This window comes from Marinobacter sp. SS5-14b, from assembly GCF_030541005.1.
Lineage (GTDB): Bacteria > Pseudomonadota > Gammaproteobacteria > Pseudomonadales > Oleiphilaceae > Marinobacter.
On record NZ_JASSVM010000001.1, the window covers coordinates 1 to 16222 of the forward strand.

General features: G+C 55.7%; 18 protein-coding genes. 9 read left to right on the forward strand and 9 right to left on the reverse strand.

Going from position 1 to position 16222, the window contains the following annotated elements; all coding sequences use genetic code 11:
* Nucleotides 1-315, forward strand: a 315-nt coding sequence (locus QPL95_RS00005) for a hypothetical protein (protein WP_303288912.1), incomplete at its 5' end; no start/stop codon positions are given.
* 23 nt (nucleotides 316-338) lie between these two features.
* Here the strand turns inward: QPL95_RS00005 and QPL95_RS00010 are convergent.
* The gene (locus tag QPL95_RS00010; protein WP_303288914.1) at nucleotides 339-1211 is read right to left on the reverse strand and encodes an SUMF1/EgtB/PvdO family nonheme iron enzyme; all 873 of its coding nucleotides are present in this window, start codon (nucleotides 1209-1211) and stop codon (nucleotides 339-341) included.
* A 469-nt stretch (nucleotides 1212-1680) separates the two neighbouring features.
* Here QPL95_RS00010 and QPL95_RS00015 point away from each other — a divergent pair, with 469 nt between their 5' ends.
* From QPL95_RS00015 to QPL95_RS00045, 7 genes are all read left to right on the forward strand, one after another.
* Nucleotides 1681-2187: a hypothetical protein gene (locus tag QPL95_RS00015; RefSeq protein WP_303288916.1), complete on the forward strand. Its 507-nt coding sequence runs from the start codon at nucleotides 1681-1683 to the stop codon at nucleotides 2185-2187.
* Between the two features lie 41 nt (nucleotides 2188-2228).
* Nucleotides 2229-2708, forward strand: coding sequence for a hypothetical protein (locus tag QPL95_RS00020; protein WP_303288919.1), 480 nt, complete (start codon nucleotides 2229-2231; stop codon nucleotides 2706-2708).
* A 73-nt stretch (nucleotides 2709-2781) separates the two neighbouring features.
* Nucleotides 2782-3393, forward strand: coding sequence for a DUF3592 domain-containing protein (locus QPL95_RS00025; RefSeq protein ID WP_303288921.1), 612 nt, complete (start codon nucleotides 2782-2784; stop codon nucleotides 3391-3393).
* A gap of 164 nt (nucleotides 3394-3557) precedes the next feature.
* The gene (locus QPL95_RS00030) at nucleotides 3558-4256 is read left to right on the forward strand and encodes a DUF3592 domain-containing protein (protein WP_303288923.1); all 699 of its coding nucleotides are present in this window, start codon (nucleotides 3558-3560) and stop codon (nucleotides 4254-4256) included.
* A gap of 311 nt (nucleotides 4257-4567) precedes the next feature.
* Nucleotides 4568-5671, forward strand: a complete 1104-nt coding sequence (locus tag QPL95_RS00035; protein WP_303288925.1) for an AI-2E family transporter — start codon at nucleotides 4568-4570, stop codon at nucleotides 5669-5671.
* Complete coding sequence (locus QPL95_RS00040) at nucleotides 5668-6813, forward strand: zinc-binding dehydrogenase (RefSeq protein ID WP_303288927.1); 1146 nt, start codon at nucleotides 5668-5670, stop codon at nucleotides 6811-6813. Before QPL95_RS00035 ends, QPL95_RS00040 begins: the two co-directional genes overlap by 4 nt.
* A complete protein-coding gene (locus QPL95_RS00045; protein ID WP_303288929.1) occupies nucleotides 6810-7853 on the forward strand; it encodes a proline racemase family protein in 1044 nt (347 codons plus the stop codon). Before QPL95_RS00040 ends, QPL95_RS00045 begins: the two co-directional genes overlap by 4 nt.
* A 209-nt stretch (nucleotides 7854-8062) precedes the next feature.
* Here QPL95_RS00045 and QPL95_RS00050 read toward each other — a convergent pair whose 3' ends face one another.
* From QPL95_RS00050 to QPL95_RS00065, 4 genes are read right to left on the reverse strand one after another with little or no spacing between them, the layout of a single operon-like run.
* Complete coding sequence (locus QPL95_RS00050; protein ID WP_303288931.1) at nucleotides 8063-8884, reverse strand: ABC transporter permease subunit; 822 nt, start codon at nucleotides 8882-8884, stop codon at nucleotides 8063-8065.
* Nucleotides 8877-9806, reverse strand: coding sequence for an ABC transporter permease subunit (locus QPL95_RS00055; RefSeq protein ID WP_303288932.1), 930 nt, complete (start codon nucleotides 9804-9806; stop codon nucleotides 8877-8879). Before QPL95_RS00055 ends, QPL95_RS00050 begins: the two co-directional genes overlap by 8 nt.
* A gap of 4 nt (nucleotides 9807-9810) precedes the next feature.
* Nucleotides 9811-10929, reverse strand: coding sequence for a polyamine ABC transporter ATP-binding protein (gene potA, locus QPL95_RS00060; RefSeq protein ID WP_303288934.1), 1119 nt, complete (start codon nucleotides 10927-10929; stop codon nucleotides 9811-9813).
* A 2-nt stretch (nucleotides 10930-10931) separates the two neighbouring features.
* Nucleotides 10932-12038, reverse strand: a complete 1107-nt coding sequence (locus tag QPL95_RS00065) for a polyamine ABC transporter substrate-binding protein (RefSeq protein WP_303288936.1) — start codon at nucleotides 12036-12038, stop codon at nucleotides 10932-10934.
* A gap of 265 nt (nucleotides 12039-12303) precedes the next feature.
* Between QPL95_RS00065 and QPL95_RS00070 the strand changes: the two genes are divergently transcribed.
* Entirely contained in the window at nucleotides 12304-13263 is a 960-nt protein-coding gene (locus QPL95_RS00070) for a hypothetical protein (protein ID WP_303288938.1), read from the forward strand.
* 30 nt (nucleotides 13264-13293) lie between these two features.
* Here QPL95_RS00070 and QPL95_RS00075 read toward each other — a convergent pair whose 3' ends face one another.
* The 4 genes from QPL95_RS00075 to QPL95_RS00090 all read right to left on the reverse strand — a co-directional run bounded on the left by QPL95_RS00075 (nucleotide 13294) and on the right by QPL95_RS00090 (nucleotide 16222).
* A complete protein-coding gene (locus tag QPL95_RS00075; protein ID WP_303288940.1) occupies nucleotides 13294-13731 on the reverse strand; it encodes a hypothetical protein in 438 nt (145 codons plus the stop codon).
* Between the two features lie 103 nt (nucleotides 13732-13834).
* Nucleotides 13835-14581 (reverse strand): anti-sigma factor, encoded by a 747-nt coding sequence (locus QPL95_RS00080; protein WP_303288942.1) that lies wholly within the window; start codon nucleotides 14579-14581, stop codon nucleotides 13835-13837.
* Nucleotides 14578-15153, reverse strand: coding sequence for a sigma-70 family RNA polymerase sigma factor (locus tag QPL95_RS00085; RefSeq protein WP_303288944.1), 576 nt, complete (start codon nucleotides 15151-15153; stop codon nucleotides 14578-14580). The genes QPL95_RS00080 and QPL95_RS00085 overlap by 4 nt, the downstream gene beginning before the upstream one ends.
* Before the next feature lie 88 nt (nucleotides 15154-15241).
* Nucleotides 15242-16222 (reverse strand): XdhC family protein, encoded by a 981-nt coding sequence (locus QPL95_RS00090; protein WP_303288946.1) that lies wholly within the window; start codon nucleotides 16220-16222, stop codon nucleotides 15242-15244.

Sequence of the window (16222 nt, forward strand, 5' to 3'; positions counted from 1 at the left end):
GCTGGCTGCTTCCTGTTTGAACTCAGGAGAAAAAGAACGTCGCTTTCTGGTCATCAGACACCTCGTTTATGGTGGCGATCTTACCACCTACGTTGGTGTCCGGAATCATTGAACCACTACACTGCCCTTAAAATTTTAGAAACGGTTACGAGTCACCGGGAGTTTATCGAAGTCTTAAAACGTATGGGGAAAGATGGTGTCAAAGGTGACTTTAATGATTTGAGAACGAATTACGCCATTCTTATGTTTCAAAGATTGTTTAAATCACAGCAGTCTGCAAAAACTGAAGAATGGCTTCGTAACTTATACGGATGAAACTGTTTCTCTGCATCTGCTTCTCAATAACCGCAACGGAAACCTGTTCGTCGACTGCCAAGAGTTGTCACGCCCTCGCGGCGCGTCACTGTAGTGTTACCGATGAAATCCTGGTAATCGCCACCCCTCAGGACATGAACCGTGTAGGTGTCTCCTTCAAATCCAGCTCTTAGCCTTCTTTCTGGCCCTTCCGGGTTGTTGACCGGAGACTGACTGTAATAGTCCTCTCGGTAGTAGTCTCGAACCCACTCAGCAACATTCCCCGACATGTCATAAAGACCAATGGCATTGGGGGGGAACGTGCCGGGTGGATTCGGTAGCATTTCATTGAAAGGCCTTCCGTCCCGGGCATGAAAGGTCGGGCCCGCGGCCATGGTTACTTCTTCTTGCGCTTCACCGTTTTCTGTTGCATACCGAATCATTCTGCCTCCCGCCCTGGCCGCGTACTCCCACTGCGCCTCGGTTGGCAGTGTGACGGGCTCACCGCTTTGATCGCCCAGCCACTGACAGAAGGCCATCGCATCCTCCCAGGAAGCTGCAGCTGGTAGTTCAGATTCGAACCGTTCAGGCCTTTCGTCGCGTTTTTTGTCGTAGAAGGGATGGGAGTTCTCGTAGCTGGTCACTGCCTGAAAAAGCTCGAAATCCCCCTGTGTCACTTCATATTTCTGAATATGGAAATCATCCAGAACGACCCTATGAGCGGGCAACGTATCACTCCGGACACTCCATCCACCGGGATTTCCCATCATGAATTCGCCGCCCTCGACAAACACCATCGCGTCCATCTGGCGCTCGACCATATCTTTAGCCTGGTATTCGTAATAAGCGCTGCATCCAGCGGTGGCAAGCATAACGGCAGCGGCAAGAGAAAGACGGCGGATAAGCGAGATCTGCATGGTGGGTTCGGTGTCCTTTCCGAAGATTTTTGACGGTCATAGTTTACAGAGTTTGCTTTTCATGGGCCACGGAGATTGCCGAAGCTGTGAATTAAATCGTAAATACTCATGTGCGCTATTGGTAGTTCATCGTGGTGAAAAGCTCATGAGGAGATTACAGTGGTGCAGGGGCTCCTGGCCCAAACGGCACAACAACGCGTCTGATCGATATCGAAGAAGACTACATGGCGCAAAAGCAGAGGGAGCTGGACGAGCTTCACGAGCGGATGCGTAAAACCCTGACACGGTAAAGCGAGATAGAGTGCAAGCAAGAATTAGGATATTGAAGTCGCTTTTTGCTCTCTGCGTACCATTCCTCTATGTAGGCTGTACGTCAGACTATTCTGAAGAGGTTGGTTCAAAGACCCGGCTAGAGTTAGGCAATGTGTCCTATCTTATACCCAGCGATTATTTGTTGGCGGACCTTCCAATGTCGATGGTTGCTATTAATGAGCTGGATACGGGTTCTGGTGTTGTTTTGAAAATTCCCCTGACAGATCTCGAGTTGAATCCGGACACTACCATTGATGCTGAATCAGATATTGTGGTTCTGATTAGCGAGCGTAATGACATGTCAGGAAAACCTTCTGTTTTGCCTAGCGGGTTAGCGGCATGGTATGGAGAAGGGCTGTTCAAAGAAAGAGTTATCGAGTTTGATAACAAAGCAGATCTATTCAGGATTTATCCAGCGTCTGGATACCCTGTTTTCTGGGAGTTTTTTAGAACGTCACCACTGAGTGGTGGCAAAGCTGAGTCTGAATGGGTTGCTGGTTGTTGGTCCTCTGGTTCTTCGGGCGCTTTGCATAATGCAAGCTGTGACCTCCTGATTACTTATATGGGAGTTTTGGCACGGGTATCATTGTCTGGTAAATATGTAAAAAATGCTGATGAGATAAAGCTGAGTTTTGTCGGGATGTTGGCAGGCTGGTCGCGATGAATGTCTCTCTAATAGGTATGATGTATTAAAGGGTGATTTTTTTGATCAGGTTCATTGTAGGCCTCACATTGGGCCTGATTTCATCAGGCTGTTTCGCCTTTGGCGCCAAGAATGGCGAATTACTATGTTCAGATCGGTCTTTGGATGACCTGTACACTAGTTATGTGATCTATGATGTCATCAAGTATCGTGGAGGGCTCACTTCGGAGGCTTCCGCGAAAGCTCATGTTGGCGAAAAGGTTTTGGTTGATCTTAATGCCTTTCAAGTCAGAGATGTGGTCATTCAAGATCCTTCGTATGAGTTTGCGTGTTACCCACCACAGCGAGAGGGAGAAATCAGTCCAAATCGCTGGAGTGATTTTTACGGGTTTGGGTTGGATCGGGAATTTATAGAGGTTGTTCACGTTTATGGCAAAGGGGATGCCGGCGAGGAGGCGCTCATAAACCTTGAAGTCCGGGATAGTGAGTTATGGGAGATGCACGACGGCTGGATTTACATGATGAAACCCTTGAGAAAATGAAGTCAAGTTCGGGATATAGGCGCAAGGTTTTCTTATACCAGAACACATTAACTAACCTACCAATTCCAGAAAGATGCTCAGAAAAAACAAGATTGACTGGTCGCTCCTGTGGTCAGTAATTAAGGTTAATCTCGGTATTGCGTTGGCGATACTGTGCTTCGGGCTGATTGCCGCCATGGTAGGCGGTGGCATTTTCTACGCCGACTTTGGCGACTGGGGCGCTATGATTGCCGGTGGTTTTTTCGCGTTGATCGGCGCTGGCATCGTTCTACTTTCTATCGTAGTCACCTACTCGAGTATTGGCCACGACTACGGCCAGGCTTTGTTACGTAAACACGGTATAGAGCTGGATGGCGTTTTGACAAAAAAAGAAGCGGACTGCCAGTTTTATCAGGAGTACGACCACAATAATGAACCAAAGGGAGAGGGACACTACGAGTGTAACCTTCTGGTTGAGTTCAATTTTCAGTTCAAAGGCCAAAATCACAACGGGGCCTTCTATCTGAGTAAAGTCGAGACGTTCGATAAGCTCCGCGAAGGTGATCCTGTGCCTCTTAAGGTTCTCAGGCTTGATCCCTCTGTTCACAAGGTGCGAGAGCGCCGCTTGGCAAACATGCTGAAGGACCGTGAGCCCCAGATGCCGTCTCTTGTCCCGGACGGTGCTGAAATCGGTCAGCCGATATGAGGGGCTAATCAACGGATTTCGTCCATTTCAGATTCGCCGAGAGTCTCTGCGTCCCGAAAATTTGAACCGCGTTTGAGACTCGCCAGTCTGTATGCGTAGAATGCACATCTTCATCAGCCTGGCGCTGCACATTATCCCCCCAATCGATTAAAAGGAATGAATCGGTGAAAGCCCTCAATATCCTCAAGTACGTTTTTACTGTTATCGGTGCCGGCATGCTATTCGGCGCCTATGCCCTCTATAGCAGTACCAGCTCTTTTGTTGATCGCGCGGTCGAAACCGAGGGCGTGGTTGTTGACCTGATTCTTTCCCGCTCCAGCGATTCCAGGGCTTACTACCCGGTTGTTGTGTTTCAGGATAGCAATGGTCGCGAGGTAGAGTTTCAGTCAAACTCAGGCTCGAACCCGGCATCGTACAGTCGGGGCGAGCGAATTTCGGTGCTTTACGAAACGTCCGCACCCGAGAGTGCCCGAATCAACGGTTTCTTTTCCCTTTGGGGCGGGGCAATTATTGTCGGCGGTCTTGGCCTGGTATTCGGCCTGATTGGAAGCGGTATGATATTGGTTGGCGTTGTGAAAGGCCGATCAAAGTCCCGTCTTCAGAAAAATGGGGTAGAGGTGCCCGCCAGTTTCCAGTCAGTAGAGAGGAATACTGGCCTGGTCGTCAATGGCCGCAGCCCTTTCCAGGTAGTCTGCCAATGGCAGCATCCCCAAACCGGAGAGGTGCACATCTTCCGCAGCGACAATATCTGGTTTGATCCGACCGACTACATCAAGCATGACACTCTGCCGGTACTGGTGGATGAGAGCAACTTGAAGAAGTACTGGGTCGATACCTCGTTTCTCCCCAAAATGGCAGGGTGAGCCGCCTTACGGCGCGGCCCTCATAGCGCAAGCGTATTTCTTTTCGTAGCGCCGGTCTGCCCAACTCTCATAGATTCGGTTCGAGATTGGGTAGATCACCGTCCATCACTATCTCTCGTCAGGTTTCATCAGACTATTAGGATGTACGAATGACATGTGCCTGGCGGTTCATTCGGTATTTGTTATTCGGGGGTAATGCAGGCCACTCCCGTGACAGATAGACTAGACTTTTCTGAGTCCCGAGCAAACGGGCTGAAACCCTCAGTGGCCCGGTTTCCAGGTTTGGGTCCCTAACCAAGGTCTGGTTTTCCATGGATGATCGTTTACCCGAAAACAATGCGTCTGAAAAACAACCGGTGAAGCTCTCGCTGTCCGAGTTATCCACGCCCATATACGGGCTCTTTACGCTCGGTATTCTCTACACCCTGTACCTTGCTCACCAGATCGTGTTGCCCATCACGCTGGCCGTTCTGACCAGTATGCTGTTAGCACCGTTGGTCAAAAAAGCCTATTTGAAATTCCGGGTGCCGAGAGTGGTCAGTTCGTTGGTTCTGGTGTTGTTGGTGCTGGCCGGCATTGTCGGCATTGGCGCAGCGGTAGCTACCCCGGCGCTGGAATGGGCGGAAAAAGCGCCTCAAGGTATTTCCCGTTTGCTGGTGGGCGACAGCCAGATCATGCGTCAGTTGGACAAGGTGAGCCGCTCGGCCGAGCAAGTTGAAAAGTCGGTGGAAGGATTGTCAGACAGTGCCGAGAAAAAGCCTACAACGGTCGTACTGCAAACCGAATCCTGGCGTAGTCAGTTGATGGCCAAAGCCCGCGATGGTGTTGCAGGGCTGGCCCTGGCTCTGGCGTTGACCTATTTTCTGCTGGTCAGCGGCGATCGGCTGGTTCGCAATTTTGTCAAACAGCTTCCACGCCCCCAGCGCAAAACGGTTCTCAGAATCGCCCATTATTCGCAGCGTGAAATTGCCCAGTACCTGGCAGTGCTGGGTGTCAGCAATGCGTCTGTTGGTGTGCTCACTGCCTTGATTTGCTGGGCTATTGGCCTGCCCGATCCTGCCATGTGGGGATTGATAGCCGGTCTGGCCAGGTTCATTCCCTACCTGGGCAACATGCTGACCATTGCGTTACTGGCTATAGTCTCGGCAATCATGCTGGACACCCTTTGGATGATGGCCGTCGCACCCCTGAGTTTCATCCTGCTAACCACCATCGTAGGCTTTTTCCTGGAACCCTGGATTCATGGTTTTCGCATGGCCATCAACCCCGTCATCATCTTCGTTTCCATCTTTTTTTGGGGTTGGCTATGGGGGCCCGTGGGTGTGCTTTTGGCGGTCCCTCTGATGACCGTTATTCAGGTGGTACTGAAACAGATTCCACGACTTCGCCCGGTCTATAAGGTAATTGCCCAATGATCCCGACCTCCATGAAAGCCATGGTGCTTACCGGCCATGGCGGCATCGAAAAACTTCAATACCAGAACCTTCCCGTGCCCACACCAACGGCCGGCCAGGTTCTGGTCCAGGTAACCGCCACCGCCAAGAACAACACCGACCGCAAAGCCCGTGAAGGCCTGTACCCCACCAAAAAGGGCGAAATGACCTCATTCCAGATGGGCGGCAAACCCACGCTGACCTTCCCACGCATTCAGGGTGCCGATATTGTGGGCCGTGTAGTCGCATTGGGTGAGGGCGTCAGCGAACAACGTATCGGGGAGCGAGGCCTGCTGGACTTCAACATCTACGCCAACGACCGCACCGACATCAATCTGACCCCGGATTACTACGGCCATGGTGCCGATGGCGGCTATGCCGAATACGTCGCCCTGCCATCCGATCAGTTCCATCACATCCCTAACCCGGAGCTGGCGGATGCCGAACTGGCGGCCATGGGCATGTGTTCCTATCAGACCGCCTACCACATGCTCACCTCCGCTAATGTACAGGCGGGCGAGCGGGTGCTGGTCACGGGTGCCAGTGGCGGTGTGGGCACGGCATTAATCCAGCTCTGCCGGATTATTGGTGCCATTCCCTACGCACTGAGCCAGAAAGACAAGGCAAAAGCACTGCTCGACCTCGGCGCCGAAGCGGTGCTGGATCGCAGCAACATGGACACATTCGTAGACCGGGTGAAGGCCGAAACGGATGGCAAACCCCTGGACGCAGTGATGGACCTGGTAGGCGGCGAAATGACTGACAAGTTCATCGACGCCATGATCTTCGACATGAACGCCCGCAGCACCTACCCGCGCCTGAGCATCGCCGGCGCCAGCGGCGGCAACATCAGCGAAATCCTGTGGACCCGAATCTACCTGTACCAGGTGCAGATCTTCGGCGTGTCTCACGGCACCCGCGAAGAAGCAAACCAGCTGATGACCTGGATACGCGATGGCCAGCTGAAACCCGTCCTGCACGGCGCGTTCAAGCTGTCTGACCTGCACAAAGCCGAAGAGTATTTCGTGAACCGTGGCAGCAACTACCTGGGCAAGATCGTGATCGTGCCGGATGCCCAGTGGCCGGCACACGGCCAACCCTTTGCCGTGGAGGCGGGCAGATGAAACCGGAACTCACCATTCAACTGATGGATACCCATGCCGGCGGTGACGTCAGCCGAATCGTCACCGGCGGCATCATCGAATTGCCGGGAAATACGGTAAGGGCCCAGATGGAATACCTGCGCGACGACGCCGACGGCCTGCGGCGGTTGCTGCTGGAAGAACCCTACGGCATCCCCGAAATGTCCGTAGACCTGCTGGTGCCCGCCACCAACCCCGAAGCCGCCGCCGGTTACATCATCATGGAAGTCATGGGTTACCCCATCTACTCCGGCTCCAACACCATCTGCACGGCAACGGCAGTTCTGGAAACCGGCATAGTCCCCAAACAGGAAGGCAAGCAACACTTCAAACTCGAATCCCCAGCCGGCCTGGTAAACATAGAAGCCACCGTGCACAACGGCGTAGTAGAAGCCATCACCTGCGAAGGCCTGCCCAGCTACATCCACACCCACAACACCAGCATCAACGTACCCGGCATCGGCAAGGTCAACTACAGCGTCGCCTACAGCGGCGGCTTCTACGCCCTGGTAGACGCCAAATCCCTCGGCTTCGACCTGACACTGGACGAAGAGCACCAACTAGCCCAAACCGCCCACGCCATCGTCGAAGCCATACAGGCCGAAAGAGGCTTCTCCCACTACACCCTGGGCGACGTAGGCCCCCTCCCGTTCCTCCACTTCATGGGCCCCGTAGAACACGTGGCTGAAGGCTGCTACAGATCAAGATCTGCCACCTACGTTCACCCCGGAGTCATCTGCCGAAGCACCACAGGCACCGGAACCTCCGCAAGATTGGCGTTAATGAACCTCGAAGGCCAAATCAAACCCGGCGACAAACTCGAAACCATATCCCTGAGGGAAACCGGCTTTATCGGAGAATTCACTGCAGTGGAAAAGGAAAGGGAGTATCAGGTCGTCAAAAACAACATAACCGGCAAAGCCTACGTCATCGCAAAGTCCGACATAGTAGTGAACTACGACGACCCCATGGTGGAATGCACCGGCCTGACTCACGTCCTCAAATCAGAAGATGTGCCTTAACCTGCAGAACCTATTCCGCAGACAAGCCATGTAGGCGAACGAAGAAAAGCCGGCGGGAGAGGTTTCCATAAAGTTAAGCCGGCGGGAGGTGGGGAGGGATTTTCTGGCAGGAAAAAAGATGTCTGAGCGAAGCGAGTTGTTTTTTCCAGAAGAAAATCCCTCCCCACCTCCCAGCCCGCCCCCAGAACTACACGGATTGGAACCCAAGCTCAGCGAGGCCGCAATCGCCGCTTCTCAGCCCGCCGCATCCAGAACCACGCCATAAACGCGATCACCGAAACCGCCGCAATAATCAAAGTAGCCAACGCATTAATCTCCGGCGACACCCCCATCCGCACGGAGGAGAACACCACCATCGGCAACGTCGTCGCCCCCGGCCCGGACACAAAGCTCGCAATCACCAGATCATCCAGCGACAAAGTAAACGCCAGCAACCACCCCGAAACCAGCGCCGGCGCAATCACCGGCAGCGTGATCACAAAGAAAGTCTTCAACGGCGTACAACCCAGATCCATTGCCGCTTCCTCAATGGACAAATCCACCTCCCGCAAGCGCGCGCTCACCACCACCGCCACATAAGCACTGCAGAAAGTGGTGTGGGCAATCCAGATGGTGGCCATGCCACGGTCCACCGGCCAGCCGATCAGTTGCGCCATCTGCACAAACAGCAGCAACAGCGACAGGCCGGTGATCACTTCCGGCATCACCAGCGGCGCCGTGATCATGCTGGACAGCAGGGTGCGGCCACGCATCTTCTTGAACCGGGTAATCACAAAGGCACAAAGGGTGCCCAGGCACACCGCCATGCTGGCGGAATAGAAGGCAATGCGCAGGCTCATCCACACGGCAGACAGAATCTGTTCATTGGCAAACAGCGCACCGTACCACTTGGTGGAAAAGCCGGCCCACACAGACACCAGCCGCGAGGAGTTGAACGAGTAAACGATCAACACCACCATTGGCAGGTACAGGAACAGCATGCCCAGCAATAGCATGGATTTTGAGAAGCCGGGGGCTTTCAGCTTAACCATTCTTTTCCATCTCCCGAGCCTGGAAACGGTGGAACAGCACAATCGGAATCAACAGCAGCGCCAGCATGACAATCGCCAGCGAAGAGGCCACCGGCCAGTCGCGGTTGTTGAAAAACTCTTCCCACAGCACCTTGCCGATCATCAGGGTATCCGGCCCGCCCAGTAGTTCCGGAATCACAAACTCACCCACCGCAGGAATGAACACCAGCATGGAGCCCGCCAGGATTCCGGCCTTGGACAGCGGCAGGGTGATGGCCCAGAAGGTAGTCAGGCTACGGCAGCCAAGATCCGACGCCGCTTCCAGCAGGCGTACGTCCAGCTTCACCAGATTGGTGTAGATGGGCAGGATCATGAACGGCAGGTAGGCGTAGACAATGCCCAGAATCACCGCAAAGTTGGTGTTCAGCATTTTCAGTGGCGCATCGATCAGCCCCAGCCACATCAGGAACGTGTTCAGCAGGCCCTGGTTACCGAGAATGCCCATCCACGCATACACGCGGATCAGGAACGAGGTCCAGGACGGCAGCATCACCATTAGCAGGAACACCAGTTGCCAGTGCTTGGGCGCCCGGGCCATGGCATAGGCCATGGGGTAGCCGATCAGCAGGCAGAACAGGGTGGCCAGGAAGGCCGTTTTCACGGAGCCCCAGTAAGCGGCGATGTACAGGCTGTCGGAGGCCAGAAACAGGTAGTTGCCAAAGTTCACCACCACCGACAGGGTGTTCTCCACCCACCGGAACACCGGCTCATAAGGCGGAATCGCCATGACTGCCGAGGTCAGGCTGATCTTCAGTACCAGCGCAAACGGCAGCAGGAAGAACAGCAGCAGCCAGGCGAACGGCACGCCGAATACCACCCGGCGATGGAATACCACCGCACGCACCCGCTCCGCGAAGGGGGTTGCCAGAAGCTTCTTCGTCATGGCGTCAGTTCCAGAGCAGGATAGGGCTGGAGGCTTCCCAGGACACGAACACCTGATCACCCCAGGTAGGCCGCTCACCCCGGCGTTCCACGTTGGCCATGGTGGCCTGTACCCGCTTGCCACTGGCCAGCTTCACGTAGTAAGACGTGATGTCGCCAAGATAGGCAATGTTGTCTACCGTGCCGCAGCTCCAGTTGGTGTCGCCTTCGGGTTTCTCTGTGGTCAGGTAGATCTTTTCCGGGCGCAGGGCGATCAGGGTTTCCGTGGTTTCCGCAGGCGTGGTCACGCCCCGGTCGATAAACACCGGAGCGTCCAGCAGGTCGCTGGTCAGCGAGATGCTGTCGGAGTTGTCTTCCAGGATGTTCGCCTCGAAGATATTCACCGAGCCGATGAACTCCGCCGTCATGCGGCTGTTCGGGCTCTCATAGATATCGATGGGGGAGCCCACCTGGGCAATCCGGCCGTAAGACATGATGGCAATGCGACTGGCCATGGTCATGGCTTCTTCCTGGTCGTGGGTCACCATCAGGCAGGTCACGCCCACTTTCTCCAGAATATCCACCAGCTCCAGCTGCATTTCCGTGCGCAGTTTTTTGTCCAGCGCGCCCATGGGCTCGTCCAGCAACAACAGCTTGGGCCGTTTCGCCAGCGAGCGGGCCAGGGCCACACGCTGCTGCTGGCCGCCAGACAATTGCTGGGGCCGGCGCTTGCCGTAGGCTTCCATCTTCACCAGCTTGAGCATGGCGGCCACGCGGTCGGCAATTTCGTTTTTCGGCAGCTTGTCCTGTTTCAGGCCCATGGCAATGTTCTGCTCCACCGTCATATGGGGGAACAGGGCATAGGACTGGAACATCATGTTGGTGGGGCGCAGGTAAGGGGGCAGGGCGGTGATGTCCTGGCCGTCCAGCACAATGCGACCGGAATCCGGGGTTTCAAAACCCGCCAGCATGCGCAGCAGGGTGGACTTGCCAGAGCCGGAACCACCCAGCAGGGCGAAAATCTCGCCCTTGTGGATGTCCAGACTCACGTCGTCCACCGCCAGGGTGCTGTCGAAGCTTTTGGAAATACCCTTGATGCTGAGGAGCACCTCCGCTTGCGCGGAGGTATTGTTGATCACGGCCACCGTCAGCGACCGGATTTCACGCTGGTCCAGGTACGGGTCATCAGGCGCTGCGCGTCCTGAGGCCGACCTTCCATGATGTACAGCTTCTTCATCACCTCATCGGTGGGGTAGATGCTGGTGTCATTGAGGATTTCCGGGTCCACAAACTCGTTGGCCGGTTTGTTCGGGTTGGCGTACCACACGTAGTTGGTCACATCGGCGATGATTTCCGGACGCATCAGGAAATTCATCAGTTTGTGAGCATTTTCCACGTTCGGCGCGCCGGCCGGGATGGTCATCATGTCAAACCACAGCACCGCGCCCTCTTTGGGGATGGTGTAGCGGATCACATTGCCATTCTCGGCTTCCTCGGCGCGTGCAGCCGCCTGCAGGATGTCGCCAGAGTAGCCGGCAGCCACGCACAGGTCACCGTTGGCCAGGTCGCCAATGTATCGGGACGAGTGGAAGTAAGTGATGTTCGGGCGCACGGCCTTGATCACATCACCACCCTTGCGGATGTCGTCGGCGTTGTTGCTGTTCGGGTCTAGGCCAATGTAGGCCATGGCGGCACGCACCATCTCTTCACCGGAATCCAGCATGGCAATGCCACAGCCGCCGGCGGCGAGTTTGCCGGTCACTTCCGGATCAAATACCAGAGCCCAGGAATCGGTGGGAGCGTTCTCGCCCAGAATTTCCTGAACGCGGCCTTCGTTATAGCCGTAGCCGTTGGTGCCCCACAGGTAAGGCAGGGAGAACTGGCTGCCCGGGTCCACCTTTTCCAGATCATCCATCAGGTCTGGGTTGAGGTTAGCCATGTTCGGCAGCTTGCCGTGGTCCAGTGCGACAAAAGCCTTGGCAGAAATCTGCTTGGCTACGTAGTGGTTAGAGGGCACAACCAGGTCATAGCCGGAGCGGCCAGACAACAGGGCGGCCTCCAGCACCTCGTTACTGTCGTAAACGTCGTAGATAACCTTGATGCCGGTCTCTTCTGTGAACTTCGCCAGGGTGTCCTCGGCGATGTAGTCAGACCAGTTATAAACACGCACTTCCTCGGCTGCAAAAACCGAGGAGGCACCCAGAGACAACGCAACAGCGGCGGCAAGCGCCTGTGGCTTACACAACTTCAACATTGGATGGTGTCCCTCACTTAAAAGGGATGGATACAAAGCGCGCAGGACGCACGCGGTTCTTGGTGGGATTCGAGCGATTTTTAACACGAGAACCCGGCGCGCGCTACAAAAATTTCAATGCGGGGATTGGGGGTTGTGCGTATAGGGGGCACTGGGGCGGAACTGCAGGCCGTAACTGTCTTTACCTGCTCTTTACACCGGTTGACGGACACAGCGCGGGATCTTCGCGAATATAGCTCCATATAACAGAGCCCGGAGCATACAGATGGAAAAGTCGCGGAGGTTGTGGACAGCAGCATTACTGGTGCTGGCCGCTGTAACACTGTCTGGCTGTAAAGTGAGTGCCACATCGAGAGATCGGTACTATGATCATGACGAGACGCGGTATAGCCTTGGCTATTTTCTGGATGCCCGAGACACCGGGCGTTACTTTCCCAGTGGTCGCTGGAGCCTGAACAGTGAGGCCGAAGTATGCGTTGGCGACACTCTGTATTTCGAGACCGATGACGGGCGGGTGCGTGTCTATGGTTCGCCGGCCTATAGCGAGAACACCTTTCGGGCCGCTGCAACAGAACTGAACACTCGCATAGACGACGTGCTGAACCGGTTCAAGATGAGCTGGCGTGATTTTGTGGGTGAGCGCAGCTCTGCGGTGCCCTACCCGGAACAGGTGGTGGCTTGCTTGAGCCCGAGGGTGACCAATGCCGACCTTGCCTCTGGCACCCTGGCAGCTGTAGCCATTGCCCCGTATCACAGAAGCTGGCCCTATGAGGCCGGGCAGATATTTACCCATGAACTGGCCCACCACGTTCAGGAAAACCTGAGCCGCCACAATGCATCCACGTCTTTGCTGCCGTACTGGTTTGCTGAAGGTCAGGCAGCTCTGGTGTCGGGTTATCCCGTGGCACCTGCCTACCAGCATTACGACTATGATCCCCTGCGAGACGCAACCAGAAACGATGCCAGTAGTGTCAGCTACCGCTTCGAGCACTACGCACTGGCCTATCGCTACCTGGAACGAGCAAACGGTGCTCTGGAAATGACCCTGCTGCTGGATCTGGTCCAGTTCATGGACTGGACGGGTGATTACCGCGGGTTGATCAGCTCGGGTGAATCACGGGCCTTTGTGGAGGCGTTTGATGCCATGGAGTTGGTGGATCATCGGGGGCGGTATTTGAGCTTTGCCCGGTTTCGGGCGGACTACCATTCGCTTCTGGCCTTGTGATACACGCGATCACAAGGCCAGAAGTAAAGTTTATTGAGCAGTAATCACCGTCATCACCAGCTTGCCATCCCGACGAATCGGGCCGTCTTCCTTGGCACCCAGAGTGTATTCAAAAATACCGGTCTTGCTGCCGCCTTCTTCGTTGTGAATCATCAGCATCAGCTTGTCGCCGTTGGCGATTTCTTCGGTCAGGATGGCCGCGACGTCCATATTCTTGCCTTTTTTCAGGGGGGCGAAGGCTACGACCGGGCCGGGCTTCATGGCTTCGTCGGTGCGATGCACTACCAGCCAGCCGTTCTCTTCAGTCACCACTTTCTTGGCGGTTACCGTGCCTTCGGATACCGACTGGTCATCGCCCCAGACACCCACTTTGTTGCTGTGATCCATCGCCAGCGCTGATCCAGAGGCGAATGCGCCGGAAACCAGGGTGGCCGCGAGGAATGCAGTAGTTTTGATGTGCTTCTTCATTGTGTGCTCCTTAGGTTCGGTTGTACCCATCCATCACCTTGTTTTGATGGGAGTACAAGCAGCTACGGAGCGGCGCCTGAAAAGTTTCAGGCGCGTTCACGATTTATTGTTGCCCGGAGGTCTCGTTGGCAGCGGTGGGGTAAAGGAAACCGTGAATAGCCGGGCCAGTTGGTTGCCCTGTGGGCGAACCACCTTTGGGTTCCAGGCTGATGCCAAAGGTGGCGTCCCTCAGAGTTTCCGGGTCGTATTCACGAAGAGCAGCCTGGTCCAGGGTGAAGTTGTCGCTCATCACGCCCACCGATCGTGGGTTCGGGCCATACCCCTCCGCCACAATCCAAAGCTGATAAGACTTGTCCTGCTTCGGTTCAGCGGTGACCGGCTGGATGTTCAACTGGCGACTGTCCAGGTCCACGGTCAACAGAAACGCCGGTTGCTCATCGTTGTGCTGGAACACCGCTACAAAGGATTGAGTTTGTGGCTCGGGCTCCGGCTGAGTCGCCAGCACGGCAACCAGCACCAGTGCCGCTGCCGAGGCGACGGCAGTGCTCCAGCGCCAGCGGGCGACCTGCTTACGGAGGCTGACCACGTTGTCTGGCGTCGGGTTCGTCGCTTCTGGCGCGGATTGCTGCTGTTCAATCGTGCGCTGAATCCGGGCCAACAGATCCGGGCCAAGCTCAACAGGCTCAATCGCGTCGAGCATGCCTGCCAGTCGGGTTTCCCATTGCTGAATCAGAGCCTCAATCTCAGGCTCCCGGGTGCGGCGAGCCTGCAATGACTCGCGCTCTTCCTTGGGCAGAGTTCCCAGAACGAACTCCGCAACCAGCATCTCCAGATCGTCGCGTTCGCTCATGGCTCAAGGCACCTTTTGATCTGTTTCAGGGCTCTGTGCAGCCACGTTTTCACCGTGTTGATCGGCTGGTCAAAATGCAGCGCCAACTGATCTCGAGACCAACCATTCAGATACGCAAGACGGACCATGTCCTGGCGATCTTTCTCAAGCTGGTCAATACAATGGTTCAAGTGCTTTACCGTTTGATGGTCTGCTATCTGGTCATGGGCCGCGGGTGCTGAATCGGCGATGTCATCAATTTCGTCGCCGGAGCTTTCTCGTCTTGCCGGGTGCCGTCTCAGTTCGTCGATAGCGCCATGCCTTGCAATGGCGGCCAACCAGGTAATCGGGGACGATAGCTTCGCATCAAATTGGTCGGCTTTATGCCATATCTTGACATAGGTATCGTGCATTACGTCGTCCGCCCAACTCCGGTCTTTGAGGATACGCAGCACGGTGGCCATAAGTTTCGGCGCCGTGGCTTCATAAAGGCGCCCGAAGGCCTCGCGGTCCTGCTGAGCGACCCGGCGAATCATGTCCGTGACTTCAGCGGTGCTTTGAAGATGAGCAGTTTGTTGACGGTCAGAGTGCATGCACGCCTCAGTTGGTCGGCCGCGGGTAGGTTGCGAGCGCCCATTTGAGCCTAATGATCGCAACGATTCAACGGTCAAACCTGTACATTTATAATTGGTTGCGAGGAATGCCTTGTCGGACCCGGATAATGTCAGCCATCACCGCCAGGGCAATTTCCGCCGGCGTCTTGCTGCCGATGTTCAAACCAACGGGCATGTGGATGCGGTTGATCTGTTGCTCAGTCAGGCCACCAACGCGAGCCAGGCGCTCCCGGCGTTTGCCTGATGTGTTCAGGGATCCCATCACGCCAATGTAAAACGCCTGGGTTTTCACCGCTTCCATCATGGCCGTGTCATCAATGCGCGGATCGTGGGTCAGGGCGACGACGGCGGTCGCCTGGTGGCACCCCTCCCGCGCGATAAACACGGACGGCAATTCCTGTTGAAGTGATACGCCCGGGAGGTTGAAGTGGCGCACTTCTTCTGGCCTTGGGTCGCACACAATAACCTCGAATCCAAGGCTGTGGGCGAAGCTGGCACACGCATTGGCGACCGGTGACAGGCCTGCAACAACCAACCGTGAGACTGGGCCAACGCGCAAGCGCAGGATGGCCTGGTCCGTATCCTCAGTGACCCGGGGGCCCAATTCCAGCTCGGGCGCAATGTGCGCTTCGCCAGTCTCCGTTGAAACCAGGCGAGCGATCGCTCCCTGGCCTGCCAACGCAGCCTGGAGCGCCAGAAAATGGTCTCGGGTATCGGAGGATGCAGTCCAGTGCTCAATCAACACATCGAGTATGCCGCCGCAGGGGAGTGCCACTCTGGGGTTGTCCGGCCCACCGGGGGCCCCGTAGCGAATGCGATTGATGCGCCCTGTGAAGGCGTTTTGCTTAAGGCGGGCCAGAAAATCTTCCTCAACACAACCGCCAGAGAGTGACCCGCAATGAGCGCCGTCTCGCCTGGCGATCAGCCAGGAGCCGGGCTCGCGGGGTGAAGAACCGAAGGTGCTCACCACGGTGCAAAACCAGAAATCATGGCCCTCGTCACACCAGTGCAGGGCTTGTTCAATAACTTTGGTGTCCAGTGGCTGCAT

What these genes read in the sequence shown, in the direction of transcription:
- QPL95_RS00010 (WP_303288914.1), bottom strand. Translation starts at nt 1,211, where the DNA reads ATGCAGATCTCGCTTATCCGCCGTCTTTCTCTTGCCGCTGCCGTTATG.
- QPL95_RS00015 (WP_303288916.1), top strand. Translation starts at nt 1,681, where the DNA reads ATGTCGATGGTTGCTATTAATGAGCTGGATACGGGTTCTGGTGTTGTT.
- QPL95_RS00025 (WP_303288921.1), top strand. Translation starts at nt 2,782, where the DNA reads ATGCTCAGAAAAAACAAGATTGACTGGTCGCTCCTGTGGTCAGTAATT.
- QPL95_RS00035 (WP_303288925.1), top strand. Translation starts at nt 4,568, where the DNA reads ATGGATGATCGTTTACCCGAAAACAATGCGTCTGAAAAACAACCGGTG.
- QPL95_RS00040 (WP_303288927.1), top strand. Translation starts at nt 5,668, where the DNA reads ATGATCCCGACCTCCATGAAAGCCATGGTGCTTACCGGCCATGGCGGC.
- QPL95_RS00045 (WP_303288929.1), top strand. Translation starts at nt 6,810, where the DNA reads ATGAAACCGGAACTCACCATTCAACTGATGGATACCCATGCCGGCGGT.
- QPL95_RS00050 (WP_303288931.1), bottom strand. Translation starts at nt 8,884, where the DNA reads ATGGTTAAGCTGAAAGCCCCCGGCTTCTCAAAATCCATGCTATTGCTG.
- QPL95_RS00055 (WP_303288932.1), bottom strand. Translation starts at nt 9,806, where the DNA reads ATGACGAAGAAGCTTCTGGCAACCCCCTTCGCGGAGCGGGTGCGTGCG.
- QPL95_RS00065 (WP_303288936.1), bottom strand. Translation starts at nt 12,038, where the DNA reads ATGTTGAAGTTGTGTAAGCCACAGGCGCTTGCCGCCGCTGTTGCGTTG.
- QPL95_RS00070 (WP_303288938.1), top strand. Translation starts at nt 12,304, where the DNA reads ATGGAAAAGTCGCGGAGGTTGTGGACAGCAGCATTACTGGTGCTGGCC.
- QPL95_RS00075 (WP_303288940.1), bottom strand. Translation starts at nt 13,731, where the DNA reads ATGAAGAAGCACATCAAAACTACTGCATTCCTCGCGGCCACCCTGGTT.
- QPL95_RS00080 (WP_303288942.1), bottom strand. Translation starts at nt 14,581, where the DNA reads ATGAGCGAACGCGACGATCTGGAGATGCTGGTTGCGGAGTTCGTTCTG.
- QPL95_RS00085 (WP_303288944.1), bottom strand. Translation starts at nt 15,153, where the DNA reads ATGCACTCTGACCGTCAACAAACTGCTCATCTTCAAAGCACCGCTGAA.
- QPL95_RS00090 (WP_303288946.1), bottom strand. Translation starts at nt 16,222, where the DNA reads ATGCAGCCACTGGACACCAAAGTTATTGAACAAGCCCTGCACTGGTGT.